19 protein-coding genes and 1 riboswitch are annotated in these 23182 nt (G+C 35.4%); of the genes, 7 read left to right on the forward strand and 12 right to left on the reverse strand.

The window, feature by feature from the left end; genetic code table 11:
• Nucleotides 1–202: 202 nt before the first annotated feature.
• The 5 genes from odhB to ACTYBU_RS03305 form a co-directional block, all read right to left on the reverse strand.
• Nucleotides 203–1450, reverse strand: a complete 1248-nt coding sequence (gene odhB / locus ACTYBU_RS03285) for a 2-oxoglutarate dehydrogenase complex dihydrolipoyllysine-residue succinyltransferase (RefSeq protein WP_445487132.1) — start codon at nt 1448–1450, stop codon at nt 203–205.
• Between the two features lie 13 nt (nt 1451–1463).
• Nucleotides 1464–4289, reverse strand: coding sequence for a 2-oxoglutarate dehydrogenase E1 component (locus ACTYBU_RS03290; RefSeq protein WP_445487133.1), 2826 nt, complete (start codon nt 4287–4289; stop codon nt 1464–1466).
• A 689-nt stretch (nt 4290–4978) separates the two neighbouring features.
• On the reverse strand, nt 4979–6370 hold the full coding sequence (locus ACTYBU_RS03295; RefSeq protein WP_445487135.1) for a HAMP domain-containing sensor histidine kinase: 1392 nt from the start codon (nt 6368–6370) through the stop codon (nt 4979–4981).
• The gene (locus ACTYBU_RS03300) at nt 6367–7044 is read right to left on the reverse strand and encodes a response regulator transcription factor (protein WP_445487137.1); all 678 of its coding nucleotides are present in this window, start codon (nt 7042–7044) and stop codon (nt 6367–6369) included. Before ACTYBU_RS03300 ends, ACTYBU_RS03295 begins: the two co-directional genes overlap by 4 nt.
• A 28-nt stretch (nt 7045–7072) precedes the next feature.
• Entirely contained in the window at nt 7073–7204 is a 132-nt protein-coding gene (locus ACTYBU_RS03305; RefSeq protein ID WP_445487575.1) for a hypothetical protein, read from the reverse strand.
• A gap of 339 nt (nt 7205–7543) precedes the next feature.
• On the opposite strand from ACTYBU_RS03305, the gene ACTYBU_RS03310 reads away from it, so the two are divergent.
• The 6 genes from ACTYBU_RS03310 to ACTYBU_RS03335 all read left to right on the forward strand — a co-directional run bounded on the left by ACTYBU_RS03310 (nt 7544) and on the right by ACTYBU_RS03335 (nt 16169).
• Nucleotides 7544–7726 (forward strand): H-type small acid-soluble spore protein, encoded by a 183-nt coding sequence (locus ACTYBU_RS03310; RefSeq protein ID WP_445487139.1) that lies wholly within the window; start codon nt 7544–7546, stop codon nt 7724–7726.
• Nucleotides 7727–7956: 230 nt separating this feature from the next.
• A riboswitch (SAM riboswitch) is annotated at nt 7957–8068 on the forward strand.
• 189 nt (nt 8069–8257) lie between these two features.
• Nucleotides 8258–9364: a methionine biosynthesis PLP-dependent protein gene (locus ACTYBU_RS03315; RefSeq protein WP_445487141.1), complete on the forward strand. Its 1107-nt coding sequence runs from the start codon at nt 8258–8260 to the stop codon at nt 9362–9364.
• Between the two features lie 279 nt (nt 9365–9643).
• A complete protein-coding gene (locus ACTYBU_RS03320; RefSeq protein ID WP_445487143.1) occupies nt 9644–9796 on the forward strand; it encodes a PLP-dependent transferase in 153 nt (50 codons plus the stop codon).
• An 18-nt stretch (nt 9797–9814) separates the two neighbouring features.
• Nucleotides 9815–11680 carry a bifunctional homocysteine S-methyltransferase/methylenetetrahydrofolate reductase gene (locus tag ACTYBU_RS03325; RefSeq protein WP_445487145.1) on the forward strand — a complete coding sequence of 622 codons (1866 nt, stop codon included), beginning with the start codon at nt 9815–9817 and terminating at the stop codon, nt 11678–11680.
• Nucleotides 11655–15113, forward strand: coding sequence for a methionine synthase (metH, locus tag ACTYBU_RS03330; RefSeq protein WP_445487146.1), 3459 nt, complete (start codon nt 11655–11657; stop codon nt 15111–15113). Before ACTYBU_RS03325 ends, metH begins: the two co-directional genes overlap by 26 nt.
• Nucleotides 15114–15380: 267 nt before the next feature.
• Nucleotides 15381–16169 carry a GNAT family N-acetyltransferase gene (locus ACTYBU_RS03335; protein WP_445487147.1) on the forward strand — a complete coding sequence of 263 codons (789 nt, stop codon included), beginning with the start codon at nt 15381–15383 and terminating at the stop codon, nt 16167–16169.
• 149 nt (nt 16170–16318) lie between these two features.
• Here ACTYBU_RS03335 and ACTYBU_RS03340 read toward each other — a convergent pair whose 3' ends face one another.
• The 6 genes from ACTYBU_RS03340 to ACTYBU_RS03365 form a co-directional block, all read right to left on the reverse strand.
• Nucleotides 16319–16900: a hypothetical protein gene (locus ACTYBU_RS03340; protein ID WP_445487149.1), complete on the reverse strand. Its 582-nt coding sequence runs from the start codon at nt 16898–16900 to the stop codon at nt 16319–16321.
• Nucleotides 16901–17420: 520 nt separating this feature from the next.
• Nucleotides 17421–18128: an SGNH/GDSL hydrolase family protein gene (locus tag ACTYBU_RS03345; RefSeq protein WP_445487150.1), complete on the reverse strand. Its 708-nt coding sequence runs from the start codon at nt 18126–18128 to the stop codon at nt 17421–17423.
• Between the two features lie 113 nt (nt 18129–18241).
• On the reverse strand, nt 18242–18766 hold the full coding sequence (locus ACTYBU_RS03350) for a GNAT family N-acetyltransferase (protein ID WP_445487152.1): 525 nt from the start codon (nt 18764–18766) through the stop codon (nt 18242–18244).
• Nucleotides 18763–19050 carry a winged helix-turn-helix transcriptional regulator gene (locus ACTYBU_RS03355; RefSeq protein ID WP_445487549.1) on the reverse strand — a complete coding sequence of 96 codons (288 nt, stop codon included), beginning with the start codon at nt 19048–19050 and terminating at the stop codon, nt 18763–18765. The genes ACTYBU_RS03350 and ACTYBU_RS03355 overlap by 4 nt, the downstream gene beginning before the upstream one ends.
• Before the next feature lie 201 nt (nt 19051–19251).
• Nucleotides 19252–19926, reverse strand: coding sequence for a GNAT family N-acetyltransferase (locus ACTYBU_RS03360; RefSeq protein ID WP_445487153.1), 675 nt, complete (start codon nt 19924–19926; stop codon nt 19252–19254).
• Nucleotides 19926–20801, reverse strand: coding sequence for a carbon-nitrogen hydrolase family protein (locus ACTYBU_RS03365; RefSeq protein WP_445487155.1), 876 nt, complete (start codon nt 20799–20801; stop codon nt 19926–19928). The genes ACTYBU_RS03360 and ACTYBU_RS03365 overlap by 1 nt, the downstream gene beginning before the upstream one ends.
• Nucleotides 20802–21070: 269 nt before the next feature.
• Here ACTYBU_RS03365 and ACTYBU_RS03370 point away from each other — a divergent pair, with 269 nt between their 5' ends.
• Nucleotides 21071–21232, forward strand: a complete 162-nt coding sequence (locus tag ACTYBU_RS03370; protein WP_445487157.1) for a hypothetical protein — start codon at nt 21071–21073, stop codon at nt 21230–21232.
• 315 nt (nt 21233–21547) lie between these two features.
• On the opposite strand, the gene ACTYBU_RS03375 is transcribed toward ACTYBU_RS03370, so the two are convergent.
• Nucleotides 21548–22708 (reverse strand): acyl-CoA dehydrogenase family protein, encoded by a 1161-nt coding sequence (locus tag ACTYBU_RS03375; protein WP_445487158.1) that lies wholly within the window; start codon nt 22706–22708, stop codon nt 21548–21550.
• Nucleotides 22709–23182: the final 474 nt, after the last annotated feature.

The raw sequence follows: 23182 nt of genomic DNA on the forward strand, positions 1-23182 counted from the left end.
ACCTCAAAAAGCTGACTTTCATTTGAATGAAAGTCAGCTTTTTTTCTAAATTAAAACTATATTGTCCTAGTGTTGATGAAGAAAGCTGGAAGACGCGTTTCTTCATCGTTCAATCCCTATGTATCGCAACACGGACGCTTCCATTTTATTTCTTACAGCTACTTCAGCGCCCTGCGACTATCTATCTACTTTATGATTCTTCTTAAGCTTCGAAAAGGAGAGATTCTGGGTCTTCTAATAATGCTTTAATTCTTGCAAGGAATGTCACTGCCTCTTTCCCGTCAATGATACGGTGATCGTATGATAACGCAATATACATCATTGGTCTGTTTTCCATTTTTTCTTCATCTATCGCTACCGGACGAAGCTGAATTTTATGCATTCCCAATATCCCAACCTGTGGTCCGTTTAATATCGGCGTTGACAATAATGAACCAAAAACTCCGCCATTAGTAATGGTAAATGTTCCTCCCTGCAGATCACTTAGGGATAATTTATTGTTTCTTGCTTTTTTCGCAAAATCCATAATATCATTTTCAATCTCTGCGAAATTTTTACGATCTGCATCTCTTAAAACTGGGACGACCAGACCTTCATCTGTTGAAACTGCGATGCCGATATCATAATATTTTTTTAACAGAATTTGATCTCCTTGTATTTCTGCATTTAATATCGGCGCTTTTTTTAAACAAGCCACAACCGCCTTTGTAAAAAAAGACATAAATCCTAATTTTACATCATTTTCTTTTTGAAATTGGTCTTTTCTGCGATTTCTTAACTGCATAATATTGGTCATATCTACTTCATTAAATGTAGTAAGCATCGCTGTATTCTGCTGAACTTCTAAAAGTCTGTTAGCAATAGTTTGTCTTCTTCTCGTCATACGTTTTCTTTCGACTAATTTATCATCCGCTGTTGCACTTGGAGCAATGTTCCCTTTAGTTGATGGTTCAACAACTGGTTTTCCCTCTGTTTTTTCCACTTGTTCATGATTCATCACATCATGTGCTCTAAGTCTGCCGAGCGGGTCACTAGATGTAATAGAAGTCAAATCAATTCCTTTTTCTCTCGCTATTTTTCGTGCTGCTGGCGATGCGATCGGTTTATGTGATTGGGAAGAAACTGGATCTGATTTAAACAGCTTCTCCTTCACTCCTTTTTCCTCATTCGTTGGCTTTTCTACTATGTCAATTGGTTTTTCTATAGGCAAAGAATCAGTATCTGAAACGATTGCTATTGTTTCACCAACTAATACCGTATCCCCTTCATTCGCTTTCAACTCTTGCAAAATACCGCTTTCTTCCGAAATTATCTCAACATTTACCTTATCTGTTTCTAGCTCAACAATATATTCCCCTTTTTCAACGAATTCCCCTGTTTTCTTTAGCCATTGCGCTACCGTGCCTTCTGTAATGGATTCAGCCAGTTCTGGTACTTTAATTTCAGCCATTAAACTTCCCCCTCTACTCATTCCATGTTAATGCTTCATTAATGATTCTTGCCTGATCTTTACGATGGACGTTTGGATCTCCTTCTGCAGGACTGGATCGTCTTCGTCTGCCAATATATTTAAGGGAAACAGAAGCAGGTAATATTTTTTTTATTCGCGGCTCCAAAAAACTCCATGCTCCCATATTTTTCGGTTCTTCCTGAACCCATACTACTTCTTTTGCTCTTAGGTAACGCGAAAAAATCTCTATTAAATTATTCTCCGGAAACGGGTAAATTTCCTCTACCCTTATGACATGAATTTCATTAGTATTCGTTTGCTCTTTTAATGCTTGATGTAAATCAATAGCCATTTTTCCAGTCGCAAGTATAATTCTTTGCACCTCGTTTACGTTATTTCCAGTGCCTTGTTCTTCCAAAACTGGCATAAAACGACCTTCACTTAATTCTTTGCCGTTTGATGACACAGCTGCATTTCTCAGCAGGCTTTTAGGTGTCATAATAATCAGTGGTCTGACTTCTTCCTGATTTAAAACAGCTGCTTGCCTCCGCAAAATATGAAAATATTGAGCAGAAGATGATAGATTGGCAACCGTCCAATTGTTCTCTGCAGCCAATATTAGGAATCTCTCTAACCTTCCACTGGAATGTTCAGGACCTTGGCCTTCATATCCATGTGGCAGCAGCATCACTAATCCGGATTTTTGTCCCCACTTTGCTCTTCCTGCTGCAATAAATTGATCAAAAATCACTTGAGCTGCATTAGCAAAATCTCCATATTGAGCCTCCCATAATACTAATGTTTCGGGAGCAAATACATTATATCCATATTCAAACCCTAGGACAGAGCCTTCTGAAAGTGGACTGTTATGTACTGCAAATGACGCTTTTACATTTGATAAAGTATGCAATGGAGAATAGGAAGTTCCTGTAATATGATCATGCAAAATAATATTTCTTTGTGCAAAGGTACCTCTTTGTGAATCTTGCCCGGACAAACGAATTGGAGTTCCATCTTGCAAAATGCTTGCAAATGCCAGTGTTTCTGCCAGTCCCCAATCTATCTTCCCATTTCCTTCAAGAGCATTTTCTCTTCTTTTTAGAATTTTCCCCAGCTTATCAAAAATTTGAAATGGAGGTGGAAAATGAAGCAGCTCTTTATTAATTTGCTTTAATCTCTCTAATGAAACAGCTGTGTGAACATCTGGAAGAAGCCTTTCCACAGAATTAGGTGGGTTGGTAGCAGCAGGTTCTTCTTTTTTCTTCGGAACTTTTTTATATGCTTTTTGAAGTTTTACCATCACTTCATCTTTTATAGTCTGTACTTCTTGATGATTGATAACAGCGTCCTGTTGTAATTTCTGCATATATTTTTCAGCAACTGTTGGATGCTGTTGAATTACCTTATACATCAACGGATTTGTAGTCATTGGCTCATCCATTTCATTATGTCCATACCTTCTATAGCCAATTAAATCTATTAAAAAATCCTTTTTAAAGGTCGCTCTGTATTCACAAGCTATAAAAGCAGCTTTTATACACGCCTCAGGATCATCTGCATTGACATGAATCACTGGGATTTCAAAGCCTTTCGCTAAATCACTGGCATAGGTGGTAGAACGGGAATCCTCTGATTCTGTTGTAAAGCCAATCGTATTATTTGCAATAATATGAATGGTTCCGCCAGTTCGATATCCTTTTAAGCCTGTTAAATTCAATGTTTCTGATACAATGCCTTGACCTGGAAATGCAGCATCTCCATGGATTAATATCGCTTGTGCTGCACTGGAATTTTCGACTGGAAAACCAGCATTATTCCGATCATCCTGTGAAGCTCTAGTAAACCCCTCTACTACAGAACCGACGAATTCTAAATGACTTGGATTATTTGCCAAGGACAAACGCACTTTCGAAGTACTGCTGCTTTTTATTTGCCGGTTTAACCCTAAATGATATTTCACATCACCTGTCCACCCGAAGCTAATTCCGATGGAACCTTCAGAAGGCACTAATTGTTTATTTGGAGCATGTTGAAATTCAGAAAAAATCGTTTCATATGGTTTTTCTAAAACATGTGCCAATACATTCAGCCTTCCTCGATGAGCCATTCCAATATTAATGCTTTTAGCTCCATTCATAACAGATTGGGCGATGATTTCATCCAGCATTGGCACCATTGTGTCCAATCCTTCGATAGAAAATCGTTTTTGACCCACAAACGTTTTATGTAAAAAACTCTCAAATTCTTCTACTTCTATCAATCTCTTTAGTAGTTTTTTCTTTAATGTTGATTTGCATTCTGGCTTCAAGTTGCCTGACTCTACTTTTTGCTGCAGCCATTTTTTTTCATTATGATCATTTACATGATAAAATTCAAATGCTATTGTGTTTGAATAAACTTTCTTTAAATATTCAATTGCTTCATAGCCAGTTTTTATTGAGGAGGGTGCATCTGGACATAATAAGGATGCAGCTATATTCTCTAAATCAGCCTTTGTTAAATCAAACCGAGAAATGTCGAAAATCTCTTCTTCTCTTTTATGATCATTTAATGGATAAATATTTGCTGCTAAATGACCGTAAGCTCTTATTTTATTTACTAGTGTAACTGCAGCAATCGCTTTTTCAATTTGTACTCGTGTAGCAGGACTATTTACTGAAGCAGAAGGCTCTTCTTTCAAATCATTTGGTGATCCCCATTTATCAAAATGATTCCTAATATCCGCTTCAACAGAATTAGGATCTTCTAAATACATATCGTATAATTCCATTGCAAGCCCAAGGTTTGGCCCGTAAAATTTTGGCGGGCGCAAGCCTATGCCATTCGTTGACTTTCCCATGAAAAAACCTCCTCCATCATCACTAGTTGATTCAACTTTTATTCCCTTATTGATTCTAATTTACACTAAATTTGTGTAAATTCAAAAAATAAAACGTTTACATTAAATATTTTATCATGTCTACAGTAGAGCTTCAAAAGTTTTTCACTTATTAATAGTTAAAAAATTGTTTAGCAGTAAAGGAGAACGAAAGTATGACCACTTTTTGTGTAATAAAGAATATGCTCAACCTGGTAAATGAATGTCCATTAAAAAATTAATATACTTTTCATAAAGCAGAACAAAATATTAAAAAAAGACTGATATTGTCAGTCTCATGCTGTCGAGAAACGCTCGATTTCTAGTTCTTGCTTTCTGATTCTCACTACCTGAAAAATAAAAAAAATCACTTGCATACAAAAACTCAAGCCACGAAATATATGGTTCAGATTGAAGTTTTGAGCATAAGATGTTTTGTTATACAATTAGAAGATCCTGTTAGTCTTATAAAGTGAACCCTTCCATCAGTGGGGTTTTCTTCATCCCCCACAGATCCTGAAAGCTTGCGGTCCACAGGAAGAGGAGACCTTAGTTGTGTACCGCCTCGGACCTTTACGAGAAGTTATCCCCCACCTATAGCTTCCTCGATTCCTCAGGATCTTGATGCTGGGGGTCTTATTGCCCGTTAAGTGTGGGATAAAAATCCAAATTTAAAGCGGGAACGTCACAATGACTTTTGTACCGACCCCTTCTTTACTTTCAATGGTAATTTCTCCATCATAGTACTCGACTATCTTCTTCGCAATTGCCAGACCAAGTCCAGTTCCTCCTTGTTCCCTGCTGCGTGCTTTATCTACTCGATAAAATCGATCAAATACTTTAACTAATTCTTGTTTGGGGATGCCAATTCCATTATCTTCAATTTCTAATATAAAATTTTTATACACTTCCTTCGTTACAATCGTAATCTCTTTTTTAGCAGCTGAATATTTTATAGCATTGTCTAGTAATATCGTTAACACTTGTTGGAAGTGCTGTTCTGTAACTCCAAAAAGATTATTCGAATGAATTTTTTCTATAAATTGGAATTCTTCATGGAGCATATGAAAGTCTTTCACTGTGTGGTGAATCATTTCTGCCACTTTTTCAGGTAATAGGACATTGTCGTTTCGATTATGTTCAAGCTTTGATAAATTTAATAAAGAAAGTACCAACTTTTTTAATTTGTCCACTTCTTCCACAGATGCCTGCAACGATTCTTCTAAAATTTCCGGATTTTTTTTCCCCCAACGATTTAACATCGATAAATGTCCTTCCAATATGGATATTGGTGTACGCAATTCATGTGAAGCGTCTTCAATAAATTGTTTTTGCTGTAAAAAGGAGCCATCAATTCGATCCATCATTTCATTAAATATCTTAGAAAGTTCTGATATTTCATCTTTTTGCGGATAAACCGGAATTCTTTCCTTAAATCCGGCACTTTTAATTTTATTCATTGTTTTAGTAATAACACTTAATGGCTTCAATAATTGGGACGACAATAAATAGCCGATTGCTGCACTAATAAGGATGGTAGCAAGAGCAAACAGAAACATAGAGAAAGCCAAATGCTTCCTTACCAAATCATAAGAATCCAATAAACGGATAATCTCCACTTTACCGCTGAAATCTTTGCCATGGATTTTTTGGCTATATACTAATGACTGTTGATTACCAATGGTAACATAACTTATTTTTTTAAGGTCCAGGATTTTATTCGGTTCGATTATAGGAAACTCGCCATTTAATTGAGATATAATTACTTTCCCCTTTTCATCTGTTATACGTATAAGCTGATTCTTTGTGTTTATTTTTTCCATAAAGGGCAAACTAGCTTGAATTTCTTTTTTTGAAAAGGGATCCGCATCTGACTGAAAATTCTTTAATAACTCATTCATCGTTTGTTTCACAGCATTTTCTTCCTGTTTCATTAACCAAGAAGATACAGTATGGTATTCAAAAAAAGTAAATATAATATAGGTCAAAAAAATACTCAATGACAACCATACTGTCAGCTTCCATTTCCATGGCAAAAGAGACAATTTTTTAATCATGTTCATCTCATCACATATCCTATTCCTCGGACTGTCTCAATATATACTGTGTTTCCCAATGGATCTAACTTATTGCGTAAATATCGCACATAAACATCTATCACATTTGTTTCTACTTCTGATTCATAGCCCCATATTTTATTCAATAATACTTCTCTTGTCAGTACAATATTAATATTGCTCATAAACATACTTAATAAATCATATTCCCTTTTTGTAAGAGTGAGGACACTATCCCCTTTCTTTGCAATATGTGATTCTACTTCTAACGTAATGTCTTTAAAATTAAGAACCGTCATTTTTGGGGAAGAAAGGGTTGTGTCCGTTCTCCGAAACAAAGCTCTTAATCTTGCAAGCAGCTCCTCTATTGCAAATGGTTTCACTAAATAATCATCTGCACCACTATCTAATCCAGATACTTTATCAAGCACACTATCTCTTGCAGTAATCATTAAAATTGGCGTATCTTTTACCTGGCGGATTCTTCTGCATACTTCTATTCCATTTAACTCAGGAAGCATTAAATCCAACAGGATTACATCCCACTTTTGTGTCATGGCTTTATTTAATCCACTTCTCCCATCAGAACATACCTCTGTTTCATATCCTTCATATGCTAATTCTAATTCAATAAACCTTGCTAAGTTTTTTTCGTCTTCTATAATTAAGATTCTTCTCATTTCCCACACTCACAGACTTGAATTATGATTAATTTATATCCTTTTTATTTAATAATACATCTATTATAGCATGAGTAAATTCAATCATTTGGTATCCTAATAATGAAACTGCTGTTAACGAGAAAAAACTAATAATGATATATCTAAATATCATCAACATTTACTCCATCTCCTTTGTTCGTTCTAAAATAAATTGTGCTATCCCCCAACAGCACAATTGCCCTCCTTTTGAAGCTTATTCCATTGATAGTAATTACTATATCCCTGGTAAATATGCTAATAATTAACGAAAATAAATACCATGCATGTTCTTTCCTTAGCTTACCTTTTAATCCAGAAAAACAAATGAAAGATAAATTAAAATTTCATGAGAACCACTTTGTAAATGGATAAATTCCAATAAAAAAACCAATTATATATCTAGAAATTGTTTTTCTTCTATAATCTTACTACCATTTTAAAGAAGGAAATATATGCTGTATAATTAGGAGGAAGAAGGATGAACACAGGAAGAGCTATTGAAATTATGAACTCTGGCGATATTATTGATGTTAGTTATCAAGGAGAAAGTGTGATTATTCAAACGGTCGACTCGAAATCCAAAACGGCAAGAATTTATACAAAAGCCAATCCCGATCAAGAAATGGATGTTGATGTATATCAGTTAATTGAAGAGCAGTAATCAGAAAACTTTGTGCATTGGATAAATCTAACAGCTATTTTTCCAATGAAATTTCATCATCTTTATATTTATGTTTTTTATGAAAGTTGAAATTGTTAAGGAATTGTCCAACTTTATCAATTTTATAAGTTAAAACCTCCACTTCTTTATGAAGAAATGAAAAAGAAACAAAAAAATATTGCTATTCTGTAAAATCTGTAGTAAATTAATAGAAAATTACATACGATAATTTCTTATCAAGAGAGGTTGAGGGAATGGCCCGAAGACACCTCAGCAACCTTCAGTTCCATTAACTGAAAAGGTGCTAAGTCCATCAAGTTAAAAAAACTTGAGAGATAAGGAGAAGGACCTAATAAACTACAAAATCTTCTTCTTACTAAAAGGAAGAAGATTTTTTTATGGCCAAAAACTCCGTGTTTGGGAAATAGAAAAAATGCATATAATCTTTCCTCTCCTTGATTTGAATTGAATTTGTAATGCTATTAACCGCAAAAGAAAAAACATCATTTATTGATTAAAGGAGCGTTTTATATGTATGAATTAGAGACTAAATTAGCACAAATTGGAAATAGAACTGAAAATAGCACAGGAACAGTTAATCCTCCAGTTTACTTTTCTACTGCTTATCGCCACACGGGAATTGGGGAATCAACTGGGTACGATTATACTCGCACTGGGAATCCAACAAGAGAGATATTAGAAAAAGCAATTGCAGATTTGGAAGAAGGAGAACGTGGATTTGCATGTAGCTCTGGAATGGCCGCGATTCAAACCATTCTTGCTTTATTCCAAAGCGGGGACGAATGGATTGTTTCAAAGGATTTATATGGGGGCACTTATCGATTGTTAGAACAAGGATTCAAAAAATGGGGTCTTCGATGTTCATACGTCGACACATCTAATATAGAAGAAATCCGTTCACAGATAACAGCTAATACGAAAGCTATATTTATCGAAACTCCAACAAATCCATTAATGCAAACTGCAGATATTGCCAAAGCAGCTGCTTTGGCAAAGGAACATAACATTTTATTAATTGTGGATAATACATTTTATACACCAATTATTCAACAGCCTATTTTGCTTGGTGCAGATATCGTTATTCATAGTGCAACTAAATATTTAGGCGGCCATAATGATGTACTTGCAGGACTGATTGTCGCAAAAGGAAATGAGCTGTGTAATCAATTGGCCATGCACCATAATGCAGCAGGAGCTGTCTTAAGTCCTTTTGATTCTTGGCTGCTAATGCGTGGAATGAAAACATTATCTCTTCGAATGGCAAAGCATGAAGAAAATGCCAAAGTGCTTGCTTCCTATTTAAAAGAGCATGACACAGTATTGGATGTATTGTATCCTGGAAGAGGCGGTATGCTATCCTTTCGTATTTTAGATGAAAAATTAGTAAATCCCTTTTTGCAAAACTTGCATTTAATATCTTTTGCAGAAAGCCTAGGCGGAATTGAAAGCTTTATTACCTACCCTGCAACACAAACACATGCAGATATTCCAGAAGAAATTCGTATTGCAACAGGCGTATGCAATAAATTATTGCGCTTTTCTGTAGGAATTGAGAATGTTGAAGATTTAATGAAAGATTTAGACAAAGCATTTGCCTTAGCTAAGGGCGTAAAATAATTATATATTAACGACAAACTACTTCATATAGATCGAGAAATCGGTGCAGTAAATGCACCATTCAACACAATAAAGATATTGATTATTTTTTCAAATATGATTACAGTAGATTCTTAACAATTTGATAATCAGAACAAACAGGCAGCAAATCCTGGTGCAAGCATTTTCATTTGAGCTTCAAAGTGAAGAAGCGCTTTGCACCTTTGCTGCATATGTAAAGCTTCTTGTTTTTGCAGTTAGTTTGGATCGGTAGTATTTATCCTATCTTATCCTGCCAAAATGTCCTATGCTGCAATGGATCCTGAAGCTAGACAAGAAAGAGCCAATACTAACGCCCTTCTTTGTCTAACTATTGGATTAGAAAATCCTGATGATTTAATTAAAGACTTTGAAGCAGCATTAAAGAAAACAGGAGAATTACATTATATTTAGATTTTGAGGTGTAAAAGGATGTCCTTTCTTAAAAAATTAAAAAATGAAATATTAATAGCTGATGGAGCAATGGGTACATTACTATACAATTATGGAAAAGATAGTTGTTTGGAAGAGTTAAACCTTTCCCACAGCGATAAAATAGAAGATATTCACCGCGCTTATATTCATGCAGGTGCAAACATCATCCAAACAAATACGTATGCAGCGAATTATTTAAAATTGCAGCGCTACGGTTTGGAGGATTCTGTAAAAGAGATAAATAGTGCCGCAGTGCAAATTGCCAAAAAAGCGGCAAACAATAATACCACTATTCTAGGTACAATCGGCGGAAATAGAGGAATTAAACCGCTGGCTATCTCGTTAGAAGATATAAAAAGAACCTTCAGGGAACAATTGTATTGCCTACAGCTTGAAGGTGTTGATGGAATCATCCTTGAGACTTATTATGATTTGGAAGAATTAAAAACTGTTCTTTCTATTGCAAAAAAAGAAACGGATTTACCGATTATTTCTCAAGTTTCTGTTCATGAAATAGGCATTTTGCAAAATCAGGTTACGGTTGCAGAAGCTTTTCATCAGCTCGAAGAATTGGGATCAGACGTAGTGGGATTAAATTGTCGTCTCGGACCACATCATATGATTGCATCTTTTGAAAATGTTCCATTATTAAAACATGCTTATTTATCTGCCTACCCCAATGCGAGTTTACCAGCCTTTACTGACGGAAAATTCGAATACAAAGACAATGCAGAATACTTCCAACAGTCAGCAATTGAATTCCGTAAGCAAGGTGTTCGCTTATTAGGGGGATGCTGTGGTACAACGCCAGATCATATACAGGCTTTTTCAAATGCATTAAAAAATTCACAGCCTGTCGTTGAAAAAACAATTTATGAAAAAATAACAACAAATCGAATCGTAACAGCACAACATATAAGAGAAACAAAACCATTAGAAGAAATTGTAAAAGAAAGACCTTCTGTTATTGTAGAGCTAGATCCTCCAAGAAAACTAAATACCGAACGCTTTTTTGAAGGGGCTCAAAAACTAAAAGAAGCAGGCATTGATGCACTTACTTTAGCAGACAATAGCTTGGCTTCTCCAAGAATTTGCAACACTGCTCTTGGATCATTAACAAAAAATAAGACCGGCATTCGCCCACTCGTTCACATAGCATGCCGCGATCGAAATATAATTGGATTGCAATCCCATTTAATGGGACTTCATACATTAGGATTGAATGATGTGCTGGCTATAACTGGCGATCCGGCAAGAGTTGGCGATTTTCCTGGTGCATCATCCGTTTATGATATGTCATCCTTCGATTTAATTTCGATGATTAAACAATTAAACAAAGGATTGTCCTTTTCCGGTAAGAACTTAGGAGAAAAAACGAATTTTTCAGTAGCTGCGGCTTTTAATCCAAATGTTCGTCAAGTAGATAAGGCGGTAAAACGAATGGAGAAAAAAATAGAAGCGGGCGCCGATTATTTTATTACTCAGCCTGTTTACTCTGAGGAAAAAATAATTGAATTATACGAAGCTACTAAACATATCAAAGCCCCTATTTATATTGGTTTAATGCCATTAATCAGCAGCAACAATGCGGAATTTCTTCATAATGAGGTACCTGGCATAAAAATTTCTGATTCTATTAGACAAACAATGGCAGTATATAAAGAGGACCCTGTACAAGCATGCAAGGAAGGCGTTAAAATAACTAAGTCATTAATTGATGTCGCATCACAATATTTTAATGGCATCTACTTAATTACACCATTTTTACGGTATGAACTATCTGTTGAACTTGCACAATATACACATGAAATCACTGCCCGTTTAAGGAGGACAACTAATGAAAAAAGCAGCGTTAATGGATGAATTAAAAAAGCGAATCCTGATTATGGACGGAGCAATGGGTACAATGCTGCAGCAAGCAGACTTAACCGCTGAAGATTTCGGCGGAGAAGATTTAGAGGGCTGTAATGAAAACCTAAACTTCACGCGGCCGGATGTTATAGCTAGGATCCATGAAGAATACTTAGCTGCTGGTGCAGATATTATTGAAACAAATACTTTTGGCGCAACCAGCATCGTTTTGGAAGAATATCAACTGGCAGATACTGCTTACGAAAATAACGTGGCTGCAGCCAAAATTGCTAAAGAAGCAGTGGACAAATATTCAACTTCAGAGTGGCCAAGATATGTTGCTGGCTCTATGGGGCCAACAACAAAAACACTAAGTGTTACTGGTGGAACAACGTTTGATGAGCTTGTCTCTTCTTATGAAGAACAAGCAAGAGGTCTGATTGTCGGCGGAGTCGATTTGCTTTTGCTTGAGACAAGCCAGGATATGTTAAATGTAAAAGCTGGTTTTATTGGCATTAAAAAAGCATATGAAAAAACAAGTAAAGAGCTGCCTTTAATGATATCCGGTACAATTGAACCAATGGGGACAACGCTTGCCGGCCAGCCGATTGAGGCATTTTATATTTCTGTTGAACATATGAATCCGATTGCAATTGGTTTAAACTGTGCAACTGGACCAGAATTTATGCAAGATCATATTCGTTCTTTATCCGACCTATCACACTTTGCTGTCAGCTGTTATCCAAATGCAGGTTTGCCGGATGAAGAAGGACAATATCATGAAACCCCCCTTTCCCTTGCTGAAAAATTAGCTGGTTTTGCAAAAGAAGGTTGGCTTAATATTGTTGGGGGCTGTTGTGGTACAACACCCGACCATATAAGAGCAATGGCCGATAAAATGAAAGAGTATGCGCCAAGACAGTCTTCTTCATTAAACGTTCATATGGTTTCAGGAATTGAACCATTTATTTATGATGATCCTACCCTTCGCCCAATAATGGTCGGTGAAAGAACGAATGTTATTGGATCAAGAAAGTTTAAGCGCCTTATTAGTGAAGGGAAATATGAAGAAGCATCTGAAATAGCTCGTGCACAAGTAAAGGGCGGTGCACATGTTATTGATATATGTTTGGCAGATCCAGACAGAGATGAAATACAAGATATGGAATCTTTTATGAATGAAGTAGGAAAAAAAATAAAAGTTCCTCTTGTTATTGACTCAACCGATGAAAAAGTTATTGAAAAAGCTCTTTCCTATTCTCAAGGTAAAGCTATTATTAACAGTATTAACTTAGAAGATGGAGAAGAACGTTTTGAAGCCATTCTGCCAATTGTCCATCAATATGGAGCTGCAGTTGTAGTAGGAACCATTGATGAAATTGGTATGGGTGTAACAGCAGAAAAGAAATTAGAAATTGCCAAACGATCCTATGATTTATTAACGAAAAAATATAATTTAAAAGGCAGTGACATTATCTTTGATCCACTTGTATTCCCTGTTGGCACTGGAGATGAACAATACATTGGTTCTGCAAAAGCAACGGTTGACGGGATCAAATTAATTAAAGAGGCTTGTCCAGATGCTCAAACAATTCTTGGAATAAGCAATGTTTCCTTTGGCCTCCCTCCTGTCGGCAGAGAAGTGCTTAACAGTGTCTTTTTATATCATTGTACACAAGCAGGATTGGATTATGCGATTGTAAATACAGAGAAACTCGAAAGATTCGCTTCCATTGCGAAAGACGAAGTATTGCTTGCGGAGAAGTTATTATTTGATACAACCGATGAATCATTAGCAGAGTTTACTAATTTTTATCGCGGCAAGAAAAAAGAGCAAAAAAGCACCCTGCCTGATATGACATTAGATGAAAGATTGGCTTATTACATTGTAGAAGGCACAAAAGAAGGTCTTATTGAAGATTTAGAACTAGCTTTAATCAATTACAGTGCCCCTCTTGACATTATTAATGGTCCTCTAATGGACGGAATGAAAGAAGTAGGAAGACTGTTTAATGATAATCAATTGATAGTAGCGGAAGTTTTGCAAAGTGCGGAAGTAATGAAAGCTGCTGTTTCTCATTTGGAACCGCATATGGAAAAAAATGAAACCAGCTCCACTAAGGGAAAAATAATTTTAGCAACCGTTAAAGGTGACGTTCATGATATCGGAAAAAATTTAGTCGATATTATTTTAAGCAATAACGGTTATAAAGTAGTAGATCTTGGCATTAAGGTCCCTCCTGCTGAACTTGTTGCTGCAATCAAAAAAGAAAAGCCGGACATGGTTGGATTATCAGGATTATTAGTTAAATCTGCACAGCAGATGGTAATTACAGCATCTGATATGAAACAAGCAGGTATTGATATTCCAATATTAGTTGGAGGCGCTGCTCTTTCTAGGAAATTTACAGATACTAAAATTTCTCAAGAATATAAAGGGCTTGTACTTTATGCCAAGGATGCGATGAATGGTCTTTCTATTGCAAACCAATTAGCGGATCCTGACGAACGGAAACAATTAGCAAAAGAATTTGAAGACAGAAAAGAAAAAATGCTCGCATCTGCTTCTAATGTTGCCGTTAAAACAGTTGTAAAACCGGCTAAGATCACAAAAACAGTTAATCAAGAAGTTCCTGTTTTCGTCCCACAGGATACGAAAAGGCATATCCTAACAAGCTATTCTTTAGCCCATATTAAACCTTATGTGAATAAACAAATGCTTTTGGGGCATCATTTAGGAGTAAAAGGGAAAATTGATAGACTTCTAGCAGAAAAAGATGAAAAAACCGTTAAAATAAATGAAACGGTAGAAAACCTGCTGCTACAAGCGGAGAAAAATAATTGGATAAATCCACAAGGTGTTTATCAATTCTTTCCTGCTCAGTCTGATGGAAATAAAGTACTCATCTATAACCCAGAAAATCAAAAAGATGTGATACAAGTTTTTGATTTTCCAAGACAAGAAAAGGCGCCGTTTTTATGTCTTGCTGATTATGTTAAACCAGTGGAAAGCGGCAAAATGGATTATGTGGCATTTTTTGCAGTAACTTCAGGGAACAAAATTAGAGCGGCTTCGGAATCGTTAAAAGCGGAAGGCAAGTTTTTGGAATCCCATGCCCTTCAATCTCTGGCATTAGAAGTTGCAGAAGGTTTTGCAGAATTAATTCACCGTCAGATTAGGGATCGCTGGGGTTTCCCAGATCCAACAGATTTTACGATGAAGGACCGTTTTTCTGCTAAATACCAAGGACAACGATATTCGTTTGGCTACCCTGCTTGTCCTGAGTTGGAGGATCAAAAAAAATTATTTGATTTAATCACACCAGACAATATAGGCATTCATTTAACAGAAGAATGTATGATGGAGCCGGAAGCATCCGTATCAGCAATGGTATTTGCACATCCAGATGCAAGATATTTTAATGTTTTGACAAGCTCCATATGATTTGAAAAAGCGAAAGCGCCCTTTTAGCTACGAACGAACTGGCCGATTGAAGTGTGCCACGTCTGTGGCAACATCAGCACCTAAGCTAGACACTAGTCTACTTTCAAAATTTTATATTCTTATCTTCAAATAGAGAGAAAATCCTTCCTGTAATAAATAAGTAATTATTTTATTTACATTGAAGGATTTTTTCTTTAATCCCCCTAAAATAATCCTTTTTATGGTATGATATATTGCAAAAATTACATACTTTAAAGAGGGATAAACATGATAACCCAATTAACGGAAAAAGAGCATAACATTGTAATGCATTTTTTGAAAAAAGAACCTTCTATTAATCTTTTTATTATCGGGGACATTGAAGCATTTGGGTATGAAACTTCCTTTCAAAGACTATGGGGAGAATGGCAAAATAATAAGCTGAAGGCTGTACTACTTGAATATTATGATAATTATACTTTTTATGCGGAAGAGATCGATAATTTTGACTTAGAAGGATTTATCCAGCTCTTAAAGGCTACAACACAACCTATTAAACTATCTGGCAAATCAGATCTAGTGGAAAAGTTTGAAAATATCCCAGGGTTAATTTTATCCAGTAAGAAGATTACTTTTTTCTCTGAATGTACCAGCACTACTTCCCTACCTTCATCACCTGCTACGATAAAGGAAGCAAAGGTTGGCGATATTGACCGCATCATTTCTCTAAGAAAAACAATAAAAGAATTTGATTTAAGTCCGAATAGTCATGAAATGCTAAAAAAAGCGATCGAATCAAAAACAGGCCGAACCTACTATATTGAAAATAATCGTAATGAAATTATAGCATGTGTTTCTACAACAGCCGAGACAAGTATTTCTGCTATGATTGTCGGTGTATGCACCCGGTTCGAATATCGTAATCAAGGATTCGCAAGCAGTCTACTTTCTTCTTTCGTTCAAAATTTATTAAAAGAAAAGCAAACACTATGTTTATTTTACGATAATCCCATTGCTGGAAGATTGTACAAAAGATTAGGATTTATCGATATAGGAAAATGGACCATGCACCGATAGAAAACGAAAATAGCCACGTTCATTGTCCATTTTCAGATAAAAAGGATGTCTAATGTCTTTCCACTTCTCCTAGTCAGCATTCATAGAGAGTGATAATTACATTAGGGACATCCTTATTTTTAACTTAATGATCCAATTACATATAGAGTCTAGCTCTTATGATTAAAAGATTTAATATTTATAAAGTGTGAGACGACTTTTTTTATTTTTTTCCATTTTTTATCTTTTTCATGCATTTCAGTTATTTTATATTTTTTTCCTACAGTAAGCAATGTAATTGTCCAACCTTGTAGTGATTCTTTATCTTCTTGAAATTCCCAATCCCATATTTTCAATTTATAAATTTCTTTTTTTAGGGTTAAATAATCGTTGTTATCCACGATATTTCCAATTGGTTTAATATCATTGCTTCCTGAGCTATGCCATTCTTGAAATATATAAATTTCTTTCAGTAAATCTATGGAAAGTTTATACCAACTGCTTTCTTCCACTTGGTATTCAATGATTAGTTTCGTCACTTCTTTATCAGGCAAAATGGAAACTACATCATTATCTACATGAAATAAGTCTTTTTTCCTCGTAATAGCAGATTTTATAGATGAAAGCTGCAAAGGCTTTTCATCATTAAACATAAGGCTTGGATCATTATTTAATTCATCATAAATAGAAGATATGGAAGCAGGGCCTATTCTTTCTATTACATCTAATATCTTTTCATACATACTGCTCATCAGACTTCCTCCGTGTTTTTCATTCTATCATTACGTTTCTTCTTACCACTAGTATATCAAAATACTTCTATTTTCCATAGAGTTATAACATTAGTATCAGTTTCAAGGCAAGTCCATAGACAATGTTTTTGACATTTAATAATATTTGTATTATTTTTCCATCAAAAAAAAAACAGCCTTTTTGCTGTGCTGTTGCAGCTGGAAAACAAAATAGAATAAGATAAAGTGAACCTTTCCACAGGATGTGGATCACACAAACGAAGACATAAGGAAGTGGCGTCCTTAGTTTGTGTACCTCCCTCGGACCTTTACGGGCAAGTTATCCCCCACCTAGCTTCTTCGATTCCTCAGCATCTTGAGATTGGGGTCTTACTGCCCGTTAAGAGTGGGATAAATAGTGTATAGATTTTATAAGGGCAGACGAAAATTTTAAGAGGAATAGAGTTTATAATGGAAAAGTGGGAAAGATTGAAGAGGATAAACAAACAAAAAAAAGATAGTTGTATACCACTGAACATATTTACTGTTGAGTAGCCGGCTTTGTTAACAATACTAGCTCTTCGTAGATAATTTTGCTCATTTCTTTATATCCAATCGCAGTTAAATGAATGCCGTCATCACTAATATAATCCGTTATTTCACCTGTTTTTTTAAAGGAAGACCGAATATCAATGGAGGGTATATTTAATTGATTTATTAAATTCTTCAACTGTAGATTATACAAACCATGCCAATGCTCAATTCCTCCGCAGCTGCTTACCCAGTGTCCAATTGTATGGCCATATTTACTTGCAATAAATTGATAATATCGGACAGGATCCAATGGAGGCAAGGTTAATAAAATAGGTTTAATATTTGATTCTTTCACTTGAGCAATAATATTTTTTATATTGTTAATATATTCAGGAATCGGCACAATTGGTTCATGACTTAACTCTGGATGCTTGGCAACCTCGTCCCATTTAAAATTGCAATCATTCCCGCCTATTCCAATTAACACATAATTGGGTTTTTCAGAAAGAACATCTTTATTTAATCGTTCTACTAGTAATTGAGAGTTATCATTATAAACACCTTTATTAATGATTATTGTTTCCGTTTCCTCCGTTTTATTAACATTAAAAAACTTTTGCAAAAGTGCAGGATAATTGTCTTTTACTATACGAACTCTTCCCTTCATGAAAGTTACTCCACGTGTCAAGCTATCACCAAAACAAATAATTTTCATAAATACACCTACTTTACGGTTATTGCAATTATTTTCCTATTGTCCATTTAAATTATACCAGCTTTTTGTAAGGAATAAAAAACAAGCAATTGGAATCATCAAGTTTTATTAACTTATTTTTTATCTTGTACAATTTCATTCCAATCCAATGAAATTTCCTGAAAACCAAACTTCTTATATATATATTGTGCCGAATGATTGCCGTTTGTGACAACTAAATATAATTCTTTATAGCCCTTTTTATAAAGTGAATTCATACTATGAGACAAAACCTGAGAGAAAAACCCTTTGCATTTATGCTCTGGCAATGTTACTGCATACATTAATATAGGAATATTTTGAAATAAGGTAATTAAAGAGGCGGACAGCACTTTTTCTTTTCTGATTAAAAGATAGGAACTATCAAATAAAAAAGGACCATAAAGTCCCTTAATTAAAGCTTTTATCTCCTTTTCATACGTATTGAGCGTTTCTCCTTGATAATCTATGCTTCCTTTATATCCATAATAAAAAAGGGTACTTAAAGCAGCTAAATCACTTTCTTGTACTGTTCGAATGGTTGTAGACTCTTTTAATGATTGAAAAAAGGCAGCGGAAGACAACTGCACTTTCATTTTCGTCCTCTTTGCTTTATTCATGATGTCCCTTTCTTGCTGTTTCCCCATTTATCTGCCCATGCAGCAATAGAATGTATTACGTTTTCTAGTTCTTGACCTCTTTTTGTTAATACATATTCAATTCTTACTGGCACTTCTGGATAAACTCTTCGTTCGACAATCTCTAATTCTTCTAATTCTTTTAATCTCTCAGAAAGCAGCCTCCCGCTAATCGGCAATGAATTTTCTATATCAGAAAATCTTTTTTTTCCTGTTAATAATTGTGATACGACCAAACCTACCCATCTTTTTCCAATCAAAGTCATAGCCGCCTCAAATTTAGGACAAAGATCGTTCGTATGTTTATCTTTTTTTTGCTGTGTATTTTCCACGAAAACACCTCTTTATTTAAAGTACTGTATTTACATTATATGGAATGATTAATCATAATCTTGAAAAGAATGGTAGATGTAAGTCGTTTTAATCCAAGTAGCCTTCAAGAGACCATTCTTTCATATAAAAATATTTTATCTTTCTTTATGTTGGAAAGGATTTTTCCATTCCATTAAAACCGCATGATTCAGCGACTCCTTATCTTCTAGATAATTTTTTAATAGACAGACTGGAGTTCTTCCACACTTTAATAAAAATGAAATAACAGGATCATTTAATTCTCCGAGAAGAACTTTTTCTAAATAGTGTTCTGGTGTAAGCTTATTTGCGTGTTTTCGGTAGCCCGGTATTCTTCCTCCACCTAACAGACGATCAAGCTTTTGTTCAACTACAATTTGATACATGCTTTGCATCATGATTTTTCCGATTCCAAATGTTCGATATTTTGGACGAACACTTATATCGACAATATACAATGCATTACCATTTGGATTATGTGTAGTTATATACCCATTATCTGTTACTTCTTCCCATGTATGTTCTGGATGCTGAGGGTCATACGCAATACATAAACTCGTAAGTGATCCAGCTAGTTCTCCATTTATTTCTACACAAAGAGCACCTTTTGGAAATAACGAAATATGATTTTTCAACTGCTCTTTATTCCACCATAACTCAGATGGAAAAGGAGGAGGGAAGCATTCGGCTTGTAACGAAATTAATTCATCAAAATCATGTTGATTATAATTACGTACAACACCTATTTTCGGGATTTGTTTATCATAAAAATAAAATTTATGAAAATACATCAAGATTGCCCCTCTATTGATGAATTCCAATCAGTATATAAATCCGTCCGCCTATCTCTCCATGTAGTAACAGAACCATTTTCTCGAACATTATATAATAGTGCTAAATCTAAATCAGCAGTGACAACCATATCATCATTTAATTCCCCTTCTGCCATTATTCCTCTTGGCGGAAAAGGGATATCATTTGGTGTGATCACAGCTGCTTGCCCGAAATTTGCCCGCATAAAGTCAACATTTGTTAAGGAACCAACTGTGCCTGTAACAACAACGTACACTTGATTTTCAATTGCTCTCGCATGACATGTATAGCGGACGCGATGAAATCCGTGGCGGTCATCTGTACATGAAGGACAAAAGATGACGTCAGCTCCTTGCGCTTTTGCTATGCGGACAATTTCCGGAAATTCAATATCATAACAAGTTAGGATAGCAATTTTTCCTTTATTGGTATCAAAAATGCGGAATGACTCTCCTTTATTCATATTCCATTCATTACTTTCAGTTGGCGTAATATGGAGCTTTGCCTGTTCTTCTATTCTACCGTCTGGGTAAAAAAAATGTGCAATGTTCATTAATTTTTCGTCTCTGCGAATAATATGAGTTCCACCGATTATATGCATACCTGTTTGAACAGCAAATGATTGGAAAAGATTTCGATATTGATCAGTAAATCCTGGCAATTCATTTATTGTTAATGGATTTTGTCCATCGCCCATTGAAAGTAGCTGCGTTGTAAAAAATTCCGGAAATAGAACAAACTCTGAACCATATTCTTGAGCTGTTCTTATATAATGCTCACATTGTCTAGCAAACTCTTCAAAGGACTTTATGTTTTGCAGTTTATACTGCACGGCAGAAACTCGTATTTTCATTTTCCATCTCCCTTTAGTGAATAATTTTTATTCATTCAATTAATTTATGATTATCCGTCATTTTATGCAACTTTTCAATACTTTTACATTTTTTTCAGACACCCAAGATTTCCCACATGATTATTCTAATTTCTTTTATATAGTAGAAATCAATAATATGTACTTCCTATCGCCTTTAATACATATATTACAATACGCGTTTTAACTAAAAAAAAAAGAGGAATAAAAAAAAGAACAATTATGTTAAAGGGAAGAAAGGGGCAAATACAATGGTATTCTTATACGGGTTTTTGCTTTTAATAATGATAGAAGAATTGACAGTATTAATCGTCGATCATGTGGTAAATGGTCCCTTTAAATGGGAAACTACCATAAAAAAATGGGTAGACATCCATGCTAATAAAATTCGCACCATGGCACATGAAAAATAAGCAGTATCCCTATTTTTTAGCGATGAGCGGCCGACATACACGAAGACTCCTATGGGATTAGCGTGACAGCCGAGACCCCATAGGAGCCATGCTCCGGAGAGGCTCGGCGCCCGCCCCATGGAAAGCGAAGTAAATGCCGGCTGCGGACTGCTCACAAGAACATCATACTTTTCAGGGTAGTCCTTTGTAAAAATAAACTTAAAAAGGAAGAGAATTCTGCTTAATAGCATATGAAAAGAGAGGGACTATGCTAATGTATAGTCCCTGAGTGTAGAAAAAGGAAGTTTGCAAAATTTCAAGCTCAAATGCTTCCTACTATTCGAAGCTATTTATGGAATGAATCGCTAGCTGCTGAATGGTGATATCGTCCATTGGCGGATTATGTAAACCTGCTCGTACATCTCGATAATAGCGTTGTAATGGACTTTTTGCAGATAAACTTTGGGCGCCTACTATTCTCATTGCAAGATCAACGACTTCTATTGCCATATTTGTCACAGCTAATTTTACTGCATTCAATTCTGGCTGCAGCAATTCTTTATCCTTTTCATTTGCTTCATCCCATTTTTTACTAACGGAATATAGAAAATGTTTAGCTTGCATCATTTTTAATTCCATTTCTCCAATTTTCATGCGCACATTTGGCAAGTCACTAATTGTTCCATTAATGCTGTTAGGAGAATAATTTTTTGCAAATAAAACCGCCTCTTTTTGAGCTGCACCTGCAATTCCAAGATAACAAGCAGGAATATGTAATAACCATGCATATACTTTGTTATTTTTCTTTACTTCCTCTACATAACAAAATTCATCAATTTGCACATTTTCAAAATATACATGATGGCTGCCTGTTCCTTTTAATGCAATACTATCCCAGGTTTCATCAATTCTTATTCCTTTCTTTTCTTTCGAAATAAGGAAGTTTCCTACATCATCCGAATTTTTTATTGCGGCTGAAACAATAAAATAGTCTAAGACTGGGGACATAGTGGTAAAGGATTTAAGTCCATTTACAACCCACATACCCCTAACCTTTTCTGCATTTGTTTGCGGTTTTCCTCCTCTTGTTGGACTTCCTGTCTGCGGCTCTGATGCTGCAGCATTAATAAGGGCACCCTCTTGAAGTTTCTTATACAATTCTATTAATATTTCTTCTTTCCAGCTGCGTTCTTCCATATATCGTGCAGTGCCCATATGCCAGCCAATTGATAACGCCGTTGCACCATCTCCTTGTGCGATTACTTCTTGAAATCGCACAAGTTCATAGAGTGAAATTTCTTGTCCTCCATATTTTTTTGGAATCGTTAATGCAGTATAGCCTGATTCTTGGAGCTCGGCAATATTTTCGTATACAAACAGACCCTTTTCATCAATTTCTGCTGCTCTTTCTTTAAATCGTTCGGATAAACTTGCTAGAGCTTCCAGCCTTTGCTCGAATGTTGACAATTCTACTAAATTTACAATCAATTTTTTCATCTGCCTTTCTTTTTTGTGAAATCATTTGAATCATTATAGAGACTACAATGTTCAGCAACTTGCATATGTTCTCAAACTTCATTCCTTTATGCAATATTTTATCCCACTCTTAACGGGCAACCTCAAGATGCTGAGAAATCGAGGAAGCTAGGTGGGGGATAACTGCCCGTAATGATCTGATAGAGGTACACAAACTAAGTTCGCCACGTCCTTATGTCTTCGTTTGTGTGATCCACATCCTGTGGAACACAACTAACCACCAGTGGGGGATGAAGAAAACCCCCACTGATGGAAAGGTTCACTTTATTACCTTCCATTGTAACATTAATTACTTTTCTTTTTTAGATATTTAATACGTTGTAAACCAAAGCAGTCTTTGCAGGCGATAGAGTATATATCGAAAAACAGGGGTATTGTCTCCGCTTTCATATTCTCTTGTAAACTCTCCTCCGATATTACTCCATAAGGTTAGAA

The sequence above is a fragment of the Niallia sp. 03133 genome (genome assembly GCF_052663225.1).

What these genes read in the sequence shown, in the direction of transcription:
- ACTYBU_RS03355 (WP_445487549.1), bottom strand. Translation starts at nt 19,050, where the DNA reads ATGACTTTGATTGGAAAAAGATGGGTAGGTTTGGTCGTATCACAATTA.
- ACTYBU_RS03305 (WP_445487575.1), bottom strand. Translation starts at nt 7,204, where the DNA reads ATGTTGATGATATTTAGATATATCATTATTAGTTTTTTCTCGTTAACA.
- ACTYBU_RS03295 (WP_445487135.1), bottom strand. Translation starts at nt 6,370, where the DNA reads ATGAACATGATTAAAAAATTGTCTCTTTTGCCATGGAAATGGAAGCTG.
- ACTYBU_RS03325 (WP_445487145.1), top strand. Translation starts at nt 9,815, where the DNA reads ATGTCCTTTCTTAAAAAATTAAAAAATGAAATATTAATAGCTGATGGA.
- ACTYBU_RS03340 (WP_445487149.1), bottom strand. Translation starts at nt 16,900, where the DNA reads ATGAGCAGTATGTATGAAAAGATATTAGATGTAATAGAAAGAATAGGC.
- ACTYBU_RS03320 (WP_445487143.1), top strand. Translation starts at nt 9,644, where the DNA reads ATGTCCTATGCTGCAATGGATCCTGAAGCTAGACAAGAAAGAGCCAAT.
- ACTYBU_RS03350 (WP_445487152.1), bottom strand. Translation starts at nt 18,766, where the DNA reads ATGAATAAAGCAAAGAGGACGAAAATGAAAGTGCAGTTGTCTTCCGCT.
- ACTYBU_RS03335 (WP_445487147.1), top strand. Translation starts at nt 15,381, where the DNA reads ATGATAACCCAATTAACGGAAAAAGAGCATAACATTGTAATGCATTTT.
- metH (WP_445487146.1), top strand. Translation starts at nt 11,655, where the DNA reads ATGAAAAAAGCAGCGTTAATGGATGAATTAAAAAAGCGAATCCTGATT.
- odhB (WP_445487132.1), bottom strand. Translation starts at nt 1,450, where the DNA reads ATGGCTGAAATTAAAGTACCAGAACTGGCTGAATCCATTACAGAAGGC.
- ACTYBU_RS03365 (WP_445487155.1), bottom strand. Translation starts at nt 20,801, where the DNA reads ATGAAAATACGAGTTTCTGCCGTGCAGTATAAACTGCAAAACATAAAG.
- ACTYBU_RS03315 (WP_445487141.1), top strand. Translation starts at nt 8,258, where the DNA reads ATGTATGAATTAGAGACTAAATTAGCACAAATTGGAAATAGAACTGAA.
- ACTYBU_RS03290 (WP_445487133.1), bottom strand. Translation starts at nt 4,289, where the DNA reads ATGGGAAAGTCAACGAATGGCATAGGCTTGCGCCCGCCAAAATTTTAC.
- ACTYBU_RS03345 (WP_445487150.1), bottom strand. Translation starts at nt 18,128, where the DNA reads ATGAAAATTATTTGTTTTGGTGATAGCTTGACACGTGGAGTAACTTTC.
- ACTYBU_RS03375 (WP_445487158.1), bottom strand. Translation starts at nt 22,708, where the DNA reads ATGAAAAAATTGATTGTAAATTTAGTAGAATTGTCAACATTCGAGCAA.
- ACTYBU_RS03300 (WP_445487137.1), bottom strand. Translation starts at nt 7,044, where the DNA reads ATGAGAAGAATCTTAATTATAGAAGACGAAAAAAACTTAGCAAGGTTT.
- ACTYBU_RS03310 (WP_445487139.1), top strand. Translation starts at nt 7,544, where the DNA reads ATGAACACAGGAAGAGCTATTGAAATTATGAACTCTGGCGATATTATT.
- ACTYBU_RS03360 (WP_445487153.1), bottom strand. Translation starts at nt 19,926, where the DNA reads ATGTATTTTCATAAATTTTATTTTTATGATAAACAAATCCCGAAAATA.
- ACTYBU_RS03370 (WP_445487157.1), top strand. Translation starts at nt 21,071, where the DNA reads ATGGTATTCTTATACGGGTTTTTGCTTTTAATAATGATAGAAGAATTG.